This window comes from Microbacterium gallinarum, assembly GCF_014837165.1.
Taxonomy (GTDB): domain Bacteria; phylum Actinomycetota; class Actinomycetes; order Actinomycetales; family Microbacteriaceae; genus Microbacterium; species Microbacterium gallinarum.
Map to the genome: position 1 here is coordinate 458,522 of NZ_JACSPM010000001.1, position 18,539 is coordinate 477,060.

At 71.0% G+C, this 18,539-nt stretch carries 21 protein-coding genes; 12 read left to right on the forward strand and 9 right to left on the reverse strand.

The genetic code is table 11. The annotated features are described in order from the left end of the window. Positions 1–9: 9 nt before the first annotated feature. The 4 genes from H9622_RS02125 to H9622_RS02140 all read right to left on the reverse strand — a co-directional run bounded on the left by H9622_RS02125 (position 10) and on the right by H9622_RS02140 (position 3,164). On the reverse strand, positions 10–810 hold the full coding sequence (locus H9622_RS02125; RefSeq protein WP_191763789.1) for a glycosyltransferase family A protein: 801 nt from the start codon (positions 808–810) through the stop codon (positions 10–12). A gap of 14 nt (positions 811–824) precedes the next feature. Continuing rightward, complete coding sequence (locus tag H9622_RS02130) at positions 825–1,793, reverse strand: TIGR03557 family F420-dependent LLM class oxidoreductase (protein WP_191763791.1); 969 nt, start codon at positions 1,791–1,793, stop codon at positions 825–827. A 175-nt stretch (positions 1,794–1,968) separates the two neighbouring features. Further along, positions 1,969–2,511 (reverse strand): cysteine hydrolase family protein, encoded by a 543-nt coding sequence (locus tag H9622_RS02135; RefSeq protein WP_191763793.1) that lies wholly within the window; start codon positions 2,509–2,511, stop codon positions 1,969–1,971. Next, a complete protein-coding gene (locus H9622_RS02140; protein ID WP_191763795.1) occupies positions 2,508–3,164 on the reverse strand; it encodes a TetR/AcrR family transcriptional regulator in 657 nt (218 codons plus the stop codon). Before H9622_RS02140 ends, H9622_RS02135 begins: the two co-directional genes overlap by 4 nt. Positions 3,165–3,227: 63 nt before the next feature. Here H9622_RS02140 and H9622_RS02145 point away from each other — a divergent pair, with 63 nt between their 5' ends. From H9622_RS02145 to H9622_RS16050, 8 genes are all read left to right on the forward strand, one after another. After that, the gene (locus tag H9622_RS02145; protein ID WP_191763797.1) at positions 3,228–4,259 is read left to right on the forward strand and encodes an agmatine deiminase family protein; all 1,032 of its coding nucleotides are present in this window, start codon (positions 3,228–3,230) and stop codon (positions 4,257–4,259) included. Then, positions 4,259–5,983, forward strand: a complete 1,725-nt coding sequence (locus H9622_RS02150; protein WP_191763799.1) for an amidase — start codon at positions 4,259–4,261, stop codon at positions 5,981–5,983. Before H9622_RS02145 ends, H9622_RS02150 begins: the two co-directional genes overlap by 1 nt. A gap of 156 nt (positions 5,984–6,139) precedes the next feature. Next, positions 6,140–6,502 carry a PadR family transcriptional regulator gene (locus H9622_RS02155; protein WP_191763801.1) on the forward strand — a complete coding sequence of 121 codons (363 nt, stop codon included), beginning with the start codon at positions 6,140–6,142 and terminating at the stop codon, positions 6,500–6,502. A gap of 1 nt (position 6,503) precedes the next feature. Then, positions 6,504–6,875: a DUF1048 domain-containing protein gene (locus H9622_RS02160; protein ID WP_191763803.1), complete on the forward strand. Its 372-nt coding sequence runs from the start codon at positions 6,504–6,506 to the stop codon at positions 6,873–6,875. Then, the gene (locus H9622_RS02165; RefSeq protein ID WP_191763805.1) at positions 6,872–7,678 is read left to right on the forward strand and encodes an ABC transporter ATP-binding protein; all 807 of its coding nucleotides are present in this window, start codon (positions 6,872–6,874) and stop codon (positions 7,676–7,678) included. The genes H9622_RS02160 and H9622_RS02165 overlap by 4 nt, the downstream gene beginning before the upstream one ends. After that, positions 7,675–8,436, forward strand: coding sequence for an ABC transporter permease (locus H9622_RS02170; protein WP_191763807.1), 762 nt, complete (start codon positions 7,675–7,677; stop codon positions 8,434–8,436). The genes H9622_RS02165 and H9622_RS02170 overlap by 4 nt, the downstream gene beginning before the upstream one ends. 92 nt (positions 8,437–8,528) lie before the next feature. Beyond that, positions 8,529–9,269, forward strand: a complete 741-nt coding sequence (locus tag H9622_RS02175; RefSeq protein ID WP_225221525.1) for an EI24 domain-containing protein — start codon at positions 8,529–8,531, stop codon at positions 9,267–9,269. 100 nt (positions 9,270–9,369) lie between these two features. Beyond that, positions 9,370–10,596, forward strand: coding sequence for a glycosyltransferase (locus H9622_RS16050; RefSeq protein ID WP_191763809.1), 1,227 nt, complete (start codon positions 9,370–9,372; stop codon positions 10,594–10,596). A gap of 34 nt (positions 10,597–10,630) precedes the next feature. Here H9622_RS16050 and H9622_RS02185 read toward each other — a convergent pair whose 3' ends face one another. After that, complete coding sequence (locus H9622_RS02185; RefSeq protein WP_191763812.1) at positions 10,631–11,206, reverse strand: TetR/AcrR family transcriptional regulator; 576 nt, start codon at positions 11,204–11,206, stop codon at positions 10,631–10,633. A gap of 101 nt (positions 11,207–11,307) precedes the next feature. On the opposite strand from H9622_RS02185, the gene H9622_RS02190 reads away from it, so the two are divergent. After that, complete coding sequence (locus H9622_RS02190; protein WP_191763814.1) at positions 11,308–11,757, forward strand: universal stress protein; 450 nt, start codon at positions 11,308–11,310, stop codon at positions 11,755–11,757. Positions 11,758–11,778: 21 nt separating this feature from the next. Continuing rightward, positions 11,779–12,273 carry a flavodoxin family protein gene (locus H9622_RS02195; RefSeq protein ID WP_225221526.1) on the forward strand — a complete coding sequence of 165 codons (495 nt, stop codon included), beginning with the start codon at positions 11,779–11,781 and terminating at the stop codon, positions 12,271–12,273. A 45-nt stretch (positions 12,274–12,318) separates the two neighbouring features. On the opposite strand, the gene H9622_RS02200 is transcribed toward H9622_RS02195, so the two are convergent. Together H9622_RS02200 and H9622_RS02205 are read right to left on the reverse strand one after the other, a co-directional pair. Beyond that, entirely contained in the window at positions 12,319–13,257 is a 939-nt protein-coding gene (locus H9622_RS02200; protein WP_191763818.1) for a CPBP family intramembrane glutamic endopeptidase, read from the reverse strand. Positions 13,258–13,274: 17 nt separating this feature from the next. Then, positions 13,275–14,663, reverse strand: a complete 1,389-nt coding sequence (locus tag H9622_RS02205; RefSeq protein ID WP_191763820.1) for an MBL fold metallo-hydrolase RNA specificity domain-containing protein — start codon at positions 14,661–14,663, stop codon at positions 13,275–13,277. A gap of 172 nt (positions 14,664–14,835) precedes the next feature. On the opposite strand from H9622_RS02205, the gene H9622_RS02210 reads away from it, so the two are divergent. Both H9622_RS02210 and H9622_RS02215 read left to right on the forward strand, forming a co-directional pair. After that, a complete protein-coding gene (locus H9622_RS02210) occupies positions 14,836–15,681 on the forward strand; it encodes a universal stress protein (protein WP_191763822.1) in 846 nt (281 codons plus the stop codon). Positions 15,682–15,683: 2 nt separating this feature from the next. After that, positions 15,684–16,157: a hypothetical protein gene (locus H9622_RS02215; RefSeq protein WP_191763824.1), complete on the forward strand. Its 474-nt coding sequence runs from the start codon at positions 15,684–15,686 to the stop codon at positions 16,155–16,157. A gap of 15 nt (positions 16,158–16,172) precedes the next feature. Here H9622_RS02215 and H9622_RS02220 read toward each other — a convergent pair whose 3' ends face one another. Further along, positions 16,173–16,817 (reverse strand): response regulator, encoded by a 645-nt coding sequence (locus H9622_RS02220; RefSeq protein WP_191763826.1) that lies wholly within the window; start codon positions 16,815–16,817, stop codon positions 16,173–16,175. Further along, a complete protein-coding gene (locus H9622_RS02225; RefSeq protein ID WP_191763828.1) occupies positions 16,814–18,523 on the reverse strand; it encodes a GAF domain-containing sensor histidine kinase in 1,710 nt (569 codons plus the stop codon). The genes H9622_RS02220 and H9622_RS02225 overlap by 4 nt, the downstream gene beginning before the upstream one ends. Positions 18,524–18,539 lie beyond the last annotated feature (16 nt).

Sequence of the window (18,539 nt, forward strand, 5' to 3'; positions counted from 1 at the left end):
GCGGTCAGGCTAGATCCGCGACGTGCGCGGGCGCGGCATCCGATCCGTCTGCGACCCTGCCGCGCGCCGCAGGATCAGCCGCAGCCAGCGCAGCGGCGGGAAGTCGTGCGGCCAGTGGACGAGCACCGACCGGAAGCCCCGCGAGAAGCGGACCGCGAACGCCGTGAGGTCGCCGAACGGCCGCATCGAGATTCGCATACCGAGACCCCGGCGGTAGCGGATGACGTGCCGATCGCCCAGGTGGAACGAGAGGTCGAGATCGTCGTGCACTTCCGGATCGTGCCGGTGCACCTCGGTGCGCACGTCGTCCCACACGTCCCTGCGGAACGCGAGGTTCGAGCCGAAGAGGGGCAGGTGGCCGAGCGCCGGCGCGGCCGAGGCGATGTAGGCGGCGAGATAGACCGCCGCCAACGGCACGCGCAGCCGCGGCGGACCGTCCGCGAACACCGCTCCCCCGGTGATCGCGCCGACCTCGGGCCACTCGGCGAACGCGGTCACGACCCGCTCGATCCACTCCACCGGTGGCAGGCAGTCGGCGTCGAGCCGCAGGACCAGGTCGCCGGTGGCGGCGTCATATCCCGTCGCGGATGCCGCGGGGATGCCAGGCTCGGCACACGGAATGGTCCGCGCCCCGGCCGCACGCGCCACCCGCGCGGTGCCGTCGGACGAGCGGTTGTCGACGACGACGACTTCGTCGGCCGGACGGCTCTGGACGGCCAATGCGGCGAGGCACGACGCGAGCCGCTCAGCGTCGTCCTTGGCGGGGATCACGACCGAGACCCTCAGGGCTGTCCTGTCGGTGGGGGTCACCGCTTCTCCCCGGATCAGGCGAGCGCTCGCAGTCGCTCGAGCAGCGGCTCGGCGACCTCGGTCACGAAGCGCTCCTGCTGCTCGTCGCCGATCTGCACGATGGCGATATCGGTGAACCCGGCGTCCATGAACGGCTGCACGCTCTCGGCGAGCTCATCGAGGTCGGGTCCGCACGCGATCGCCTCGGCGACGTCGTCGGTCCGCACGAACTGGCTCGCTGCCGCGAAACCCGCGGGCGTCGGAAGGTCGGCGTTGACCTGCCACCCCCCGCCGAACCAGCGGAACTGGTCGTGCGCCCTCTCGACCGCCGTCTCCAGATCGGGATCCCACGAGATGGGCACCTGGCCGATCTTGCGCGAGGGGCCCGGGTGCGCGACATCCCAGCCCGCCACCAGGTCCTTCTCGGGCGTCACCGCGATCATGTGGTCGGCGAGCGGAGCGAAGCGCTCGATCGAGTCGCCGCCCGACACCGCGATGCCGATCGGCACGCCGTCGTCGGGCGCGTCCCACACGCGGGCCGAGTCGACCCGGAAGTACTCGCCGTCGAAGGTCACGAGCTCGCCCGAATGCAGTTCGCGGATGATCTCCACAGCCTCTTCGAGCATGCTCTGGCGCGTGTCGACGCCCGGCCAGCCTTCGCCGACGACGTGCTCGTTGAGGCTCTCCCCCGAGCCCAGACCGAGCACGAACCGCCCCTCCGACAGCAGCTGCATCGTCGCCGACTTCTGCGCGACGACGGCAGGGTGGTACCGCATGGTGGGGCAGGTCACGTAGGTCATCAGCTCGACCCGAGAGGTGGCCTGCGCGACGGCGCCGAGCACGCTCCACGCGTACGGCGAGTGCCCCTGCGTCGTGAGCCACGGCGAGTAGTGGTCGCTCGACACCTCGAAGTCGAAGCCGGCCTCCTCGGCCGCCTGGGCATAGCGCACGAGTTCCCTCGGCCCGCTCTGCTCGGTCATCAGGGTGTAGCCGAATCGCACCATGCTCGTCGCCGCTCCTCACTCGTCTCGGCCGCGACGCGACTGCGCGCGGCCACGTATCGAGCCTGCGGGACGCTCGGCGACGGGCGCGACGGGGTTGACAGCGCGCGGCGCCGGCGTCTATCCGGGTGGCGTGCGCCTCGCCGAGGCGGGTGCGCGGGTCTCGGGCGGCCGCGCGTCAGGCCACGAGCTCGTCGACGAGCGCGACCTTCGCGTACCCCGCGGCGAGCGACGCCATGAACGCCGCGTGCACGTCGGCGCCGCCGATCCGGGTGCCTGCGAACTCGAGGTCGGGGGCGGCGCACGCGTCGGCGGCGACGGTCACCGCGAAGCCGAGGTCGGACGCCGCCCGCACCGTCGCGTCCACGCACATGCTGCTCTGCATGCCGACGATGAGGACCTCGGATGCCGCGGCCCCGCGCAGCAGGTCGTTCAGCGGCGTCTCGAGGAAGGCGTTCGGGTGCGCCTTCGGCACGATGGTCTCGCCTGCCAGCGGTGCGACGCGCGAGTCGATCTCGCCGCCGGGCGTGCCCGGTACGAGCATCCCGGCTCCCGACTCCCGGCTCTCGTGCCGCACATGGATCACCGGCGCTCCGACCGCGCGCTGATCGGCCAGCAGCACCGCGGCGCGCTCGGCGGCGGCATCCGCTCCCACCAGCGGGTATGCGCCGCCCGGGAAGTAGTCCCGCTGGATATCCACGATCACGAGGACCCGAGTCATGTGCCGCCTTCCGGAGCGTGCGGAGCCGTGATGGTCGCGCCGGCCGAGGTCAGCGCCCCGGACGGCAGGTCGAGCATCGCCTCGACCGAGCGCAGCAGCAGACGCACGCGCTCCGAGGCATCCTGCCACGCCACGAGCGAATGCGCGTTCAGGCCGTCCACCATGCCGAGCGTCTGGGCCGCGATCGCGTCGGGATCGTCGCAGCGGAACTCCCCCGCGGCCCGGCCCCGCTCGAGGATGCCGCCGAGGAAGCGACGCCACGCGTCCATCTGCTCGCGCACCCGCTCGGCGAGCAGGTCGTTGCGGCGGCCGAGCGACCAGCTCTGCACCCAGATCAGCGTCACCTCGCCCCTGCCGTCGTCGAGCAGGCTCGCCAGCACCGCGGACAGCGCGTCGGCCGCGGAGCTGCGGCTCTCGGCGAGCGCGATCACCTCGGCGAGTTCGTCGCCGACGACGCCCGAGAAGGTGTCGGCGACGAGTTCGTCCATGCTCGGCACGTAGTGCGCGACCAGTGCCGGTGCGACGCCGACCTCGGTCGCCACCGCCCGCAGTGTCACGGCCACGAGGCCCGACTCGAGCGCGATGGCGCGGGCGGCGTCGGCGATCTGGGCGACGCGCTCGGCGGCGGATCTTCGCGTGGGTGTTGACGGCATCAGGGACGATTCTGTACCGTGATGCCGAATTGATCAAGTGATCAACAGACGGAGGACGGACTCATGCCCTGGCGGATGCCCTCGGAGACGACGACGCACGAGCGCACGTGGATGGCCTTCCCGCGCGAGGGCCAGACACTGGGCGACACCCCGGCCGAACAGGAGGAGTGCTACGCCGCGTGGACGGCGACCGCCCATGCCATCGCCGAGTTCGAGCCGGTGACGATGGTCGTCGACCCGTCCGAGACGGGCCGCGCCCGGCGCATGCTGTCAGGCGAGATCGAGATCGTCGAAGCGCCACTGGACGAGTTCTGGATGCGCGACTTCGGCCCCACCTTCGTCGTGGACGACGAGCGACCGGGTGTGCTCGGCGCGGTGGACTGGATCTTCAACGGCTGGGGCGCTCCCGAGTGGGCGGAGTGGAGACTCTCCGCCCAGATCGGGCGCTTCGTGACCGACCTGGTCGGCGCCGAGCCCATCAGCTCGGTGCTCGTGAACGAGGGCGGCGGCATCCACGTCGACGGCGAGGGCACCGTGCTGCTGACCGAGACCGTGCAGCTCGATCCGCGCCGCAATCCCTACGCCGACCGCGCGCGCGTCGAGGCCGAACTGGCCCGCACAATCGGCACGACCCGCGCCATCTGGCTGCCGCGCGGCCTCACCCGCGACTACGACGACTTCGGCACGAACGGCCACGTCGACATCGTCGCGACCATCCCGTCCCCCGGGCGCGTGCTGCTGCACCACCAGGGCGACCCCGGGCATCCCGACCACGACGTCACCCGCGAGCTGCGCGCGGTCTTCGAGAACGAGACCGACGCGGCCGGCCGCCGGTGGGACGTCGTGGACGTCCCCGCCCCGGCGACGCTCCGCGACCACGAGGGCTTCGTCGACTGGAGCTACATCAACCACCTCGTCGTGAACGGCGGCGTCATCGCGTGCGGATTCGGCGAGGAGGAAGCGGATGCCGCGGCCCGCAGCATCCTGTCGGAGGCGTACCCGGGACGCAGGGTCGTGAGCGTCGACGCGCGGCCGATCTTCGCCCGCGGCGGCGGCATCCACTGCATCACCCAGCAGCAGCCGGCGGTCGCGTGATGTTCGACGTCGTCGAGGCCACGATCGCCGGGCTGCGGGCGGCGCTCGAGAGCGGCCAGGTCACCAGCGTCGAACTCGTCCGCGCCTACCTCGCGCGGATCCACGCGTACGACGGCGCCGACACGGCGACCGCGCTCAACGCGGTGGTCGTGCGCAACCCCGACGCGCCGGCCGAGGCCGAGGCATCCGATGCGCGACGGTCCGCGGGTGAGATCCTCGGGCCGCTCGACGGCATCCCCTATACCGCCAAGGACAGCTACCTCGTCGCCGGGCTCACCGCCGCCGCCGGCAGCCCCGCGTTCGCCGACCTCGTCGCGCAGCGCGACGCCTTCACGATCGAGCGCCTGCGGGCGGGCGGCGCGATCTGCCTCGGACTGACCAACATGCCGCCGATGGCCAACGGCGGCATGCAGCGCGGGGTCTACGGCCGCGCCGAGAGCCCCTACAACGCGGACTACCTGACGGCGCCCTTCGCGTCGGGCTCGTCCAACGGCTCGGGCACCGCGACCGCTGCGAGCTTCGCGGCGTTCGGACTCGGCGAGGAGACCTGGTCGAGCGGCCGCGGCCCGGCCTCGAACAACGCCCTGTGCGCCTACACCCCGTCGCGCGGTGTGATCTCGGTACGCGGTAACTGGCCGCTCGTGCCGACGATGGACGTCGTCGTGCCGCACACGCGCACGATGGCCGACCTGCTCGAGGTGCTCGACGTCGTCGTCGCCGACGACCCCGAGACGCGCGGCGACTTCTGGCGCGCGCAGCCGTGGATCCCGCTGCCGGCCGCGTCGGACGTCCGGCCGCACTCCTACGCCGCGCTCGGCCGCATCGCCGCCGAGCCCCGCGACGTGCTCGACGGATGCCGCATCGGCATCCCGCGGATGTACATCAACGCCGACCACGAGGCGGGAACCTCCGAGTCTCCCGGCATCGGAGGGCCCACCGGCACCCGCATCGAGACGCGTCCGTCGGTCCTCGCCCTCTGGGAGGCCGCGCGCCGCGACCTCGAGGCGCACGGTGCGACCGTCCTCGAGCTCGACTTCCCGGTCGTGTCGAACTACGAGGGCGACCGACCGGGCGCCCCCACCATCCGCACGCGCGGCTATGTCACACCCACCTACCTGCAGCGCGAGATCGTCGACCTGTCGGCGTGGGCGTGGGACGACTTCCTCGACGCGAACGGCGATCCCCGCCTCTCGTCGCTGGCCGACGTCGACGGCACGCAGATCTTCCCCCATCCGGAGGGCGCCCTCCCCGACCGCTATACGGGCTTCGACGACGACATCGCCGAGTACCCGGCGCATGTGCGCGAGCACCCGGTGGCGTCGATGAACGACATTCCCGAGCTGGAGGCGGGCCTGCACGGCCTGGAGCGCACGCGGAAGGTCGACCTCGAGGACTGGATGGACGCCCTCGGGCTCGATGCCGTCGTGTTCCCCGCTGTCGCCGACGTCGGCCCGGCCGACATGGACGTCAACCCCGCATCGGCCGACCTCGGCTGGCGCAACGGGGTCTGGATCGCCAACGGCAATCTCGCGATGCGGCACCTCGGCATCCCCTCCGTCACGGTGCCGATGGGGCTGATGGACGACATCGGGATGCCGGTGGGTCTCACCTTCTGCGGGCGCGCGCACTCGGACTCGGCGCTGCTGCAGCTGGCGGCCGCATTCGAGGCCACCGCGCACCGCCGCACCGAGCCCCCGCGCACGCCCCGCCTGCCGTCGGACTGACGTCTTCCCCCGCGCTCCGGGGTGAGCGCCGTCGCCCTGCCCCAAACGCGACCTTGCCGAGGAAGAGCACCCGGTATTCAGTGTTGCTATCTACCGGTACCTAGTGTTACCGTCTACTAGTACTCAGCAACACAGAGTAGATGGAGGCGATGCGCGATGGGCAATCAGATGACCGAGATGCTCAAGGGCACGCTGGAGGGCATCGTGCTCGCCACGCTGTCGGTCCAGCCTGCGTACGGCTACGAGATCACCGCCCGCCTGCGCGACGAGGGCTTCTCGGATCTCGCCGAGGGAACCGTGTACGCCCTCCTCGTGCGCATCGAGCAGCGCGGGCTCGTCGACGTCGAGAAGGTGCCGTCCGAGAAGGGCCCGCCGCGCAAGGTGTACTCGCTCAACGCGCAGGGCCGCGAGCAGCTCGCCGAGTTCTGGAGGACCTGGAGCTTCCTCGCAGAACGCATCGAACAGCTCCACCGAAGCACAGACCCAGACCAGGCAGTTCAGACCGAAGGAGACCGGTGACATGGCCGCGAAGTGGATCGAATTCTTGACCGGCTCGCTCGAGCAGAAGAAGCAGTACAGGCAGGACAAGGCGCGCATCGACGGGCTCCCCGAGCCCTACGCCACCGCGGCGAAGGCGATGCACCGCTACCTCATGTACTACGGCGGTGTCACCGACGGCGACACCATGACCCAGATGTTCACCGACCTGGCCGACCTGTGGGAGCGCGCCGCGGTCGACGGCACGCCGGTGGGCGACATCATCGGCGACGACCCCGTCGAGTTCGCCGAGACGTTCGCCCAGGCCTACGCCGGCACGCGGTGGATCGACAAGGAGCGCGCTCGCCTCACGAAGGCGATGGACGACGCACAGCGAGAGGACGGCGAGCGATGAGCACCTCTGCCGCGATCAGGGTCGAGGGACTCGAGAAGTCCTTTACCGGCGTCGACGTGCTCACAGGCGTCGACTTCGATGTCGCCGAGGGGAGCATCTTCGCCCTCCTCGGCTCGAACGGCGCGGGCAAGACCACCGTCGTCCGCATCCTGTCGACCCTCTTGAAGGGCGATGCGGGCAGCGCGACCGTGCATAGCCACGACGTCGAGGCGGAAGCCGCGCGGGTGCGCGAGTCGATCAGCCTCACGGGGCAGTTCGCGGCCGTCGACGAGGTGCTCACCGGGCGTGAGAACCTCGTGCTGGTGGCACAGCTGCGGCACATCGCCGACCCCGGCGGGGTCGCCGATGCACTGCTCGCCCGGTTCTCGCTGACCGACGCCGGCGGGCGCCGCGCGGGCACGTACTCGGGCGGCATGCGGCGCCGCCTCGACATCGCCATGAGCCTCATCGGCAACCCGCCGATCGTTTTCCTCGACGAGCCCACGACGGGCCTCGATCCGCAGGCGCGCATCGAGGTGTGGGATGCCGTCAAGGAGCTCGCCGCCAACGGTACGACGGTCCTCCTCACGACCCAGTACCTCGACGAGGCCGAGCAGCTGGCCGATCGGATCGCGATCCTCCACCAGGGCCGCATCATCGCGAACGGCACGCTCGCCGAGCTGAAGCAGCTGCTGCCCCCGGCGACCGTCGAGTACGTCGAGAAGCAGCCGACGCTCGAGGAGGTCTTCCTCGCGATCGTCGGCGAAGACAGGCCCGACGCCGGCGACGCCGCCGCGGCGGCAGAGAAGGGAGAACCACGATGACCTCGCACTTCGTCGGCGACACCGCCGTCCTCACCGGGCGGTCGCTGCGCCACATCCTCCGCAGCCCCGACACGATCATCACGACGGCCGTCACCCCGGTGGCCATCATGCTCCTGTTCGTGTTCGTCTTCGGCGGCGCGATCGACACCGGGTCGTACTCGTACATCGACTACATGCTTCCCGGCATCCTGCTGATCACGATCGCGTCAGGCATCGCCTACACGGCGTACCGGCTGTTCATGGACATGCAGGGCGGCATCTTCGAGCGATTCCAGTCGATGCCCATCGCGCGCTCGAGCGCACTGTGGGCGCACGTGCTGACGTCGCTGGTGGCGAACGTCATCTCGCTGATCATCGTCGTGGGAGTGGCGTTCGCCATCGGGTTCCGCACCGGCGCCGGCGTGCTCGGCTGGCTGGCCGTGCTCGGCATCCTCGTGCTGTTCACACTGGCGCTGACCTGGCTGGCCGTCGTCGCGGGGCTGTCGGCGAAGACGGTCGACGGGGCGAGCGCGTTCTCGTATCCCCTGATCTTCCTGCCGTTCCTGAGCTCGGCGTTCGTGCCCACCGACACCATGCCGGCACCGGTGGCGTGGTTCGCCGACAACCAGCCGGTGACACCGATCGTGAACTCCATCCGCGACATCTTCACCCAGCAGCCGGTGGGGACGCAGATCTGGGTCGCCCTGGCCTGGTGCGTCGGCATCCTCGTCGTCGCATACTTCTGGGCGATGGCGATCTACCGGCGCCGCACCCGCTGACCACGCGCTGATCGGGCCGCACCCCGGGGGCGCGGCCCGATCTCGTGGGCGCGGGGGCGAGGCATCCGCTCGCCGCATCTAGGCTGAGAAGGATGCGGGAGTTCGCGCGGGGCGTCGGGATGCTGGGCCGGGGGTTCGGCTACTGGCGTCGCCGACCGGGCCTGATGGCGCTCGGCCTCGTGCCCGCCGCCATCGTTGCGCTGCTGCTGCTCGGGGGCCTCATCGCCCTCGGCGTCTACCTGCCTGCGATCGCCGAGGCGGCGACCCCGTTCGCGGACGGCTGGCCGGGGCTCTGGGCGACGGTGATGCGCGTCGCCGTCGGCACCGCGGTGTTCGGTGCGGCGCTGGTGATCGTCGCCGTCTCGTTCACGGCACTGACCCTGCTCGTCGGCGAGCCCTTCTACGAGCGGATCTGGGTCGCCGTCGAGCGCGAGCTGGGCGGTTCGCCGGCGGACTCCGCCTACGGCTTCTGGCGTGGTGCGCTCGACGGGCTGATCCTCGTCGCCCGCGGAGTCGGCGTCGCGATCCTCGCCGGCCTGCTGGGACTGATTCCGGTGGTGGGCGGCGTCTTCGGCACGGTGTTCGGCATCCTGGCGACGGGATGGCTCGTCGCCGACGAGCTCGTCTCGCGGGCGCTCACCGCGCGTGGGATGCTGCCCACCCAACGCCGGTCGCTCAGTCGCGCGCACCGTGCGCGCGTGCTCGGCTTCGGCGTCGCGACACAGCTGTGCTTCATGGTGCCGCTCGGCGCCGTCGCCACGATGCCCGCCGCCGTCGCCGGCTCGACGGTGCTCGCCCGATCACTGCTCGATGCCCCCGACCGCACGACGTAGCGCTCCGGCAGGGCCGTGACGACCATTGCTCGCGGCGGGTGGCGGGGCGGTCGCGCGGGTGCCACACTCGGACCAGTGCGCCCCCGAAGGGAGTGGTCCTGTGACCGTCGTGCTCTTCTGCCCGGTGACGTTCAACCTGGCCGAGACCACTCGCATGATCCAGGTCGCCCGCGCCCTCGACAGTCGCTCCGAGCCCGTCTTCATGGGCTACGAGCACGACTACGTCGACCTCATCACCGCGGCGGGCTTCGACTACCGCGCGTGCGAGCCGGCGTGGAGCGTGGCCGAGCGAGACCAGGCGATCGCCTTCGATCAGGGCCGCAGCATGAAGAGCCCGTTCACCCAGGACCTCGTGCGCACGCGCGTCGACGTGGAGCGTGAGCTCATCCGCCGTCTGAACGCGAAGGCCGTGGTCACGGGATCGAACCTGACGTCGTTCATCTCGGCGCGCGCCGAGTCGGTCCCGCTCTTCTTTCCCGTGCCCTTCGCCCTCACGGAGCCGCAGGTGGCGCAGGCACCGCACCAGCAGCTCGTGCGCGGACGCGGACGGTTCGCGCGCGCGGCGGATCGAGCGGCGACGTGGGCGTTCCGGTGGGTCTACAACTCCCTTCCGCTCGCCCCGCGGCCGTTCACGACCGTCGCGAAGGCGAACGGCGTGCCCCCGCTGCGCACCGTCGCCTCGCTGCTCACCGCCGACCACAATCTGCTGACCGAGATGCCGTGGGAGCTCAACGGGTTCGAGCTCCCGCCGGGCTTCCAGCGCATCGGGCCGATCTTCGCCCACATCGACGCGCCCATCCCGTCGCTCGCCACCGACCTCGCGGCCGCGCCCGAGCCGCTCGTCTACCTCGGCCTCGGCTCCTCCGGAAACCGTGATCTCGCGCTCGCCGCAGCGCGTGCCCTCGGCCCGCTGCCGATCAACGTCATCGCCCCCATCAGCCACTACCTCGACGCCGACGACCCCGTGCCCCCGAACGTGCACGTGACCGACCTGCTCCCGATTCACCGGATGGGTGGGATGCTGGACGCCGCCGTCCTGCACGGAGGCCAGGGCACGGTGCAGACGGCGTGCGCCACGGGCGTGCCGTTCGTCGGCATGGGCCTTCAGCCGGAGCAGACCTGGCACGTGCGGCTCTGCGAGGAGCGGGGCAACGCCATCGCCGTTCCTCCTGCGCACGTGTCGCGACCGGCATTCGTCCAGGCGGTCGAACGTGTGCTGTCCGACCCCGCGATCCGCCGGGCCGCCGAAGAGGTGAAGGTCGCGTACCAGAAGGAGGACGGCGCAGCCGCCGCGGCCCGCATCATCGCCGCGAACGTCGCGGCCTGACGCGCCCGCAGGGCACGCCCGGCGTCGAGCCGGTTCAGCCGGGCAGTCCCTTGGTCAGCAGCCGGAAGACATCGTCGGAGACGACACGGTGGTCCATCCCGTGCGAGACGAGCTGGATACCGGCGCCGAGCACCCCCTGGACGAGCATCGCGGCGGACTCCGGCCGCTCGATTCCCAGATCCGTCAGCACCCCCACGAGAGGCCGCAAGAGCACGTCATGGAGCGTCATCAGGTCTTCGTACCGACTCGGGCTGAGGTCCGCCTCACGGAGAGCGCCGGCGATGGCGTGCTTGCCGTCTGCGGTCATCGTCATCGTCGCGTCCACGAACGCCCGCAGCTGCGCCGCCCCCGGCTCGACATCCGACAGGGCCGCCTCGATCTCGGCGTCCCACTGCTCGATCGCAGCGATCGCGATCGCGACCAGCAGGTCGTCCTTCGTCGCGAAGTAATCGTAGAAGCTCGACCGCGCGAGGCCGGCACGCTCACTGACGGTCCGCGGCGATACCCCGGCGAGCCCTGACTCGAGCAGCACGGCCTCGCCCGCGCGCAGGAGGGCCGCGCGCTGGGCGGCGCGGTGCTCGGCGACCGTCGGAGCGGAGATCTTCGGCATCCGGCAATTATGGTCGGGAACGCCAGCCCCCCGCATCCTCGCGGACGTGCCGTGTGACTTTCGTCCCCCCGTGGCGGCCTGATCCCCGCAACGCTGGCTCCATGGATGACACCCTTGACGTGGACCGCATCGTCGTAGGCGTCGATGGCTCGGATTCTTCCGTCGACGCGCTGCGCTATGCCGAGCGGCTGGCGGACGCTTTCGACGCCCCTCTCGAAGCGCTCATCACCTGGACGTTCCCCCTCGCCGCCGGAATGCCGCCGATGGCGGGGTGGTACCCCGAGCAGATCGCGGCCGATGACCTCGACGAGGCGATCAGACGTGCCTTCGGCGACTCGCCACCCGACCCGCTCACCCGCCGGGTGCTGGGCGGACCGGCCGCGCAGACGCTGATCGAAGTGAGCAAGAGCTGCGGGATGCTCGTTCTCGGCAGCCGCGGAAGGGGCGGTTTCCTCGGCCTCCTCCTCGGATCGGTGAGCGCCGCCTGCGCGGAACACGCCCACTGCCCCGTGCTGATCGTGCACCCGCGGACCGCTGCACAGGAGTCGTGAAGGGACGTCATGATGCGCGCAATGGTGGTTTTCGAGTCGATGTTCGGCAACACGCACCGGATCGCGGATGCGATCGCAGACGGCATGGGAGACGGAGCAGAGGTGGTCGTGACGGATGTCGTCGACGCACCCGCCGAGCTCCCCGACGACATCGAGCTGCTGGTCGTGGGCGGCCCCACGCATGCCTTCTCGATGTCGAGACACCGCACCCGAGAGGATGCGGTGCGCCAGGGCGGCGATCCGAAGGACGTGCCCAGAGGGATACGCGAGTGGCTGCACGCGCTGCCCGCGAAGCCGTCGCACCGGGAGTTCGCGGCGTTCGACACGCGGGTGGACATGCCGCTGCTCCCCGGCGCCGCATCGCGCAGCGCCACGCGCGCGGCGCGTGGGCTCGGCTTCCGCGTTCTCGAGCCCTCCAGCTTCCTCGTCGAGGGGTACGAGGGACCGCTGGTCGATGGCGAGCTCGTGCGCGCTCGCGACTGGGGGCACTCGCTCACCGAGCGTCTCGCGGGCTGACGCGCCGACGTCCTGCGCGCGCCGCGGCGTTCGCGGCGACGGCGCTCACCGGGTGAGCCCGAGGGCGATGAACGAGAAGATCACGACGTCGCTCAGGAAGTGGATCCACCACGCCCAGAAGAGCCCGCGTGTCTCGAGCATCGCCTTGCTCAGCATCCATCCCATGAAGATCGACAGCACCGCACCCACGAGGCCGCCCGGGATGCCGAAGTAGTGAGCGACGCCGAAGAAGACCGCGGCCTGCCACAGTGCGTGGCGACCGCCGACCACGGGTTCCAGAGTCGCGAGCATCGGCGCACGGTAGGTCATCTCCTCGCTGAACGCGTTGAGCGCCGCATAGACGACGATGGCGGGCGCCACCGGCAGCAGCGCCTCCAGTTGCGAGGGCTCCGGTCGCACCAGGGCGAACCCGACCACCGCGAGCGCGCCCGCGATCCCGAATCCCCAGATGAGGCCGAATCGGCGCCAGGTGTCGGGTCGAGGGAAGCCGAGGAGACGCACGGGTCGGATCGGCGCCGTCAGATCGCCTGGCACGAGGAAGAAGTCCCGGGGCCGCAGCCTCATGGCCAGGAGGACGGCGATCATGCCGAACGTCACCGCCAGCTTGCCCGTCTGCTCCGCCTGCATGCGCGCATCGAATGCCGAACCGCCGAGCAGTCCTTGAAGCGCGGGGACGTTCCAGTCGACGAGGGTGGCAGCCCAGGAGAACGCGATGAGCGCACCCGCCGAGACGCCGTAACGCCACAGCGGCCGAAGTCGAGGCACCAGGATCGCGGCCAAGACGAGAAGCGCGACGATCCCGCCCTGCGCGACGACGAGCCAGCCGGGCACGGAGCCCGCGACCTGGGCCGCGACGATGGCGGGGATCGCGCTCAGCAGCAGGACCGCGATCCACGAGACGACGAGCCTGCGCCCGTCGGCCCCGATCGTGGGTTCCGGCGCGGGTGGCCGGCCCGCGGTCCCCTTCTGCCCGCGCCGGTTCATCGGTGACGTCTCGCTCGCTACGCGATGCGCACGGTCTCCAGGTGCTCCGGCACGCGCGCCGGCCATCCCAGCTCGTGGGTGATGCGTGCCCGAAGGGTATCCGCGGCAGCCGGTTCCCCGTGCGTCACGTAGACGGCGGACGGAGTCGCCGACGACGACCTCATCCACGCGATGAGATCGTCTGCATCGGCGTGCGCCGACATGGAGTCCGCGCTCACGACCTCGGCGCGAATGGGCACGTCCCGTCCGAAGATGCGCAGCGTCCGCGCGCCGGCGAGGAGCGCGGAGCCCCGCGTTCCGCCCGCCTGGTAGCCGGTGAGCACGATCGCATTGCGCCGATCCGGACCGTACGCGGCGAGGTGATGGAGGACCCGTCCGCCCGCGAGCATCCCGCTGGCAGAGATGATCACCATCGGACCGCCCCGCAGATTGAGGAGCTTCGAGTCGTCGACGCTCGTCACCATGCTCGGCATCCGGTACATCCGCTGCAGCTCGTCGGTGTCGAGTCGATGCTCATCGGGGTGACGACGGTAGACCTCCAGGGCGCTGACCGCCATCGGACTGTTGACGAAGACGGGGACGTCGGGAATCTCACCGCGGTCCCGCAGCCGCGAGAGGTGCAGCAGCACGGTCTCGGTCCGTCCCACCGCGAACGCAGGGATCAGCACGACCCCGCCACGCCCCGCGACCCTGCGCACGACGTCACCGAGCACGACCTCCGGACTGTCGGGAGCATGCTCGCGGTCCCCGTAGGTGGACTCGGTGACGAGGACGTCGGAGGGCGGGAGGGCTGCGGGGGGCCGCATCAGAGGGTCGTCCGGCCGGCCGAGGTCACCGGTGAAGTGGAGCGTGAGCCCGGCGACGCGCAGTCGCACCTGCGCGGCGCCGAGGATGTGACCGGCCGGCACGAGCTCCAGGTCGACGCCATCCGTGATCGTCCGCACCTCGCCGGTGGGCAGGGGGCGGAAGCGCTCGAGCGCAGCCTGGGCGTCGCGCAGGCGGTAGAGAGGCTCGGGATGCGGATGCTTCGACCACGTGCCCTTGGCCGCGTGGCGGGCCTCCTCCTCCAGCAGGTGCGCGCTGTCGGGGAGCATGATCCGGCTGAGTTCGGCGGTGCCGTCCGTCGAGTGGACGACTCCGCGGAAGCCGTCGCGGACGAGCGCCGGCAGATAGCCGGAGTGATCGAGATGCGCGTGTGAGACCACGACCGCGTCGATGGAGGACGGCGGGATCGGGAACGGCGCGCGGTTGCGCAACCGGAGCACCTTGTATCCCTGGAAGAGCCCGCAGTCCACGAGGACGCGTCGATCGCCGACGGTCACCAGATACCGAGAGCCGGTGACGGTGTCGGCCGCGCCGAGGAAGCGCAGCGTCGCCGTGCCGTGCGCGGCGGGGTTCGGGGCCATCTTCGTCTCCCTGCTCGTCGTCCCACCCAGTCGAGCGCCTCCCGCGGTGTCCCGCCGGGCCGAAGGTCCCGCCGACGCTCGCATCAGAGGGACCTTCGGCCTGAGGAGGCCCGCCGATGCGGCATACCGTCAGCGGGACGGCCGGCGGTCGGGCCGGTGTGAAGGAGTCGCCATGGAGCGCATTGTCCTCGGCTTCGACGGAAGCCCGGCCGCTGCATCCGCCCTGTCGTGGGTGGCGACGCGCGCGGCGCGAGGCGCCACGACGGTGGACCTGGTCGAGGTCGTCTCGGGGTTCGGCGGCGTGCGTGCCGATGCGGCAGACCCGTTCGACGACGCAGAAGAGCTCCTCCGAGACCGCGCGCCCGCGGCTGTCGTGCGCCGTCATCCCGCGGTCGCCGGAGACCCCGGGCACGGCGGCGATGCCACCGTCGACGCCGGGCTGTACGTCGCGGGCATCGATCCCGGGCATCCGATCCGCTCCGCAGTGGCGGCCACATCGTCGTTGCGCGTCAGAACGATCGCGCAGGTCCCCGTCGTCCTGGTTCCCGCAGGATGGATCGATGTCGGCGACCCGGTCACCGTCGGGATCGCCGACGACGACTCGTCCGCCGCTGCGCTGGCGTTCGCCGCGCTCGAGGCCGCAGCCACGGCGGCGTCCCTCCGGCTCGTGCACGCCTGGCTCATGCCGACCCCCTCCTTCGAGGGGACGGCGGCTCTCGTCGCGACCCCGGCCGACGTGATGGCGGAGCACGGCGCGATCCTCGACACCGCCGCGACCTGGGTCGCCGCGCAGCATCCGACGGTCCGCGTCGAAAGGGAACTGGTCCGCGACAGCCGAGCAGCCGCGCTCCTCCGGTTCGCGCCGCGCAGCTCGATGGTCGTCATCGGCGGCCGGAGGAGCGGCCGCGTCGCTCCCGGTCTCCGCGACTCCGTGGCCGCCGGCGTGCTCTGGGACGCCGAGTGTCCCGTGGTCGTCGTGCCGCACGACGCGGCGCTCGCTCAACCGAAGGAGGTCTGACCATGAGTCGTCCGACCCGAGTGGGTCTGCTGATCACACAGGCGTTCGTCGCCGTCACCGGCCTTGCCGGCGGAATCGCCCTCATCGCCGGGAGCGTGGACCCCGCGTGGGCATCCGTGCTGACCCCGCCGATGAGCTACCTGGACGGATCACCCTTCAGGTCCTACCTGATCCCGGGCCTGCTGCTCATCGTCGTCGTCGCCGGCGTCCACGCCGTGGGCTTCTTCGCGACGATCGCCGACTCGCCCTGGCAGCTGCCCGCAGCAGCGGCAGGAGGGTTCGCCTGCATCGTCTGGATCTTCGTGCAGATGGTCTACATCCCGTTCAGCCTTCTGCAGGCTGTGTACGTCGCGGTGGGATGCCTCGAGCTCGGCCTCACGTTGCTGGCGCTCGGGATCCTGCATCCCGTCCTCCATCATCACCGGTCGACGTTCGTGCCCGCACACTCCGCGCATCCGGGGACGCGACGGGGCTGAGCCGGTCCTCGACCGCTACGCCGGCCCGTCGGTCTGGTGCTCGACCTGGAAGACGGCCGCCTGAGTACGGCGCTCGAGCCCGAGCTTGCTGAGCAGCGACGACACGTAGTTCTTCACCGTCTTCTCCGCGAGCCCGAGCTGCTCCCCGATCTGGCGGTTGGTCATTCCGTCGGCGATCAGGCGGAGGATCTGGCGCTCGCGGAGTCCGAGGGAGCCGAGCCGCGGGTCGGTGTCGTCCGCCCGCCGCCGGATCTGCTCGGTCGCACGGCGGACGACGGCGTCATCCACGAGCTTTCTTCCGGCCGCGACGGATCGGATGACGTCCACCAGCCGCGGGCCGCCGACGTCCTTGAGGATGTAGCCGGCCGCTCCCGCCAGGACCGCCGCGCTCACCGCGGAGTCGTCGTCGTACGCGGTGAGGATGAGACAGGCCACGGACGGCAGCCGCGAGCGGATCTCGCGGCAGAGGTCGACGCCGCTGCCGTCCGGAAGCCGGACGTCGAGCACCGCCACGTCCGGCATCGTGGCGGCGATCCGTCCGAAGGCCTGCCGGACCGTGCCCGCTTCGCCGACGACCTGCAGGTCGTCCTGCGTGGCGATGAGGTCCGCGATCCCCCGGCGGACGATCTCGTGATCATCGACGAGGAACACCGTGATCATCGCTCACCCCCACCGTCGCGCGGGATCGGCACGCTCCAGCGCGCAGCGGTGGTCCCGGGCTGCGAGTCGACGACGAAGGAGCCGCCGCGCCTGCCCGCCTTCTCGTCGAGGTTGCGCAGGCCGCTCCGGTGGTCGGGCTCCCCTATTCCTATCCCGTCATCGGTCACGACCACCGTCAGCGATTCGTCGCGAACGGCCACGTCGACGCTCATCCGGTCGGCGTTCGCGTGGCGGATCGCGTTGCTCAGGAGTTCACGGGTCACCCCGACGACCTCCTCGGCGAGGGGGCCGGTGACCGCGTGATCGACGGGTCCGCTGAATCGGATCGCCGGAGGGCGTGTCAGCGTCGCGCACAGCTCGGCGACGACATCGATGATCCGGTGACGCAGAGATCCCTCGCGCTGAGACAGCGCGAAGACGACGGTGCGGATCTGCGAGATGGCGTCGTCGAGGTGATCGATCGACTCGCGAAGCCGCTGGGCTTCGGATTCGCCGGACACGCTGCTCGCCACGGCCTGGAGCGTGAGCCCGGTGCCGAAGAGCTGCTGGATGACGTGGTCGTGCAGATCGCGGGCGATCCGGCGGCGATCATCGGCCAGCAGCGCTCGCTGACTCTCTTCTCGTGCGTGCGCGAGCTCGAGCGCGATCGCCGTGCGAGAGGCGAGATCGGAGAAGCTCTCGACCTCCGTCGCGGTGAACCGTGCCCGGTCCGGGTTGCGGGCCGCACACAGCAGCCCGAAGAGCCGACCACGTGTCTCGAGCGGCGCCGCGATCACCGCTCCGACGACCCCGTCGGCCATGACACGCGCAGGGTCGTGCGCCTCCGCCTCGCGAGGGCGAGCCGCGACCCGACCGGTGTCCAGAGCATCGCCCGCGCACGTGCCGGCGGCGGGGAACAGGGTGCCGCGAAGCTCGGCTTCGTCCGGCCCGCGTGCCGCGGCGACGCGCATCGCGCCCGCCGGTTCGTCCGGGAGCAGCACCGTGACCTTGTCGATGTCGGGGAGATCCAGGATCCGCCCGGCGATCAGGTCGAACGATGTCCCCGTCGACGATGACAGGAGCGCCGCGGAGAGTTCGGCGGCGGTCGTCACGAACCGCTCGCGCGTGCGCGCCTGCTCGAGAAGGCGCGCGTTCTCGACGGCGAACCCGGCGGTGGTGGCGAGCGCCTCGACGAGCCGCTCGTCCTCCTCGGAGAACGAGCCCTCTCGGCTGTTCGTGAGGTAGAGGTTTCCGAACACCTCGCCCCTGACTCGAACGGGCACGCCCAGGAAGGAGTCCATCCGGGGATGGTGGGCGGGAAACCCCGAAGCGCGTGCATCGTCCGACATCAGCGGAATCCGGATGGGCCGCGGGTCGTCGATCAGCACGCCGAGCAGCCCGTGGCCCGTCGGCAGGTGTCCGATCTTCGCGGCCTTCTCGTCGGTCAACCCGACGTAGATGAACTCCTCGAGAGCATCCCGCTCAGGAGAGACCACCCCCAGCGCACCGAACTCCGCGTTGGCGAGTGTCGTCGCCGCTTGCGCGATACGCCGGAGAACCGTGGACAGGTCGCTCTCCTCCACGACGACCTGTGTCGCACTGAGGAGCGCACGAAGCCGCCCCTGCGTGGAGCGCACCCGCTCCGCCTGCGCCACCAGTGCGGACAGAGCCTCGTCGAGGTCGAGGCGAGGACCGTCCGCGAAGGACAGCTGCTCGGGACCGGTCATGGTCGCCTCCCGCCTG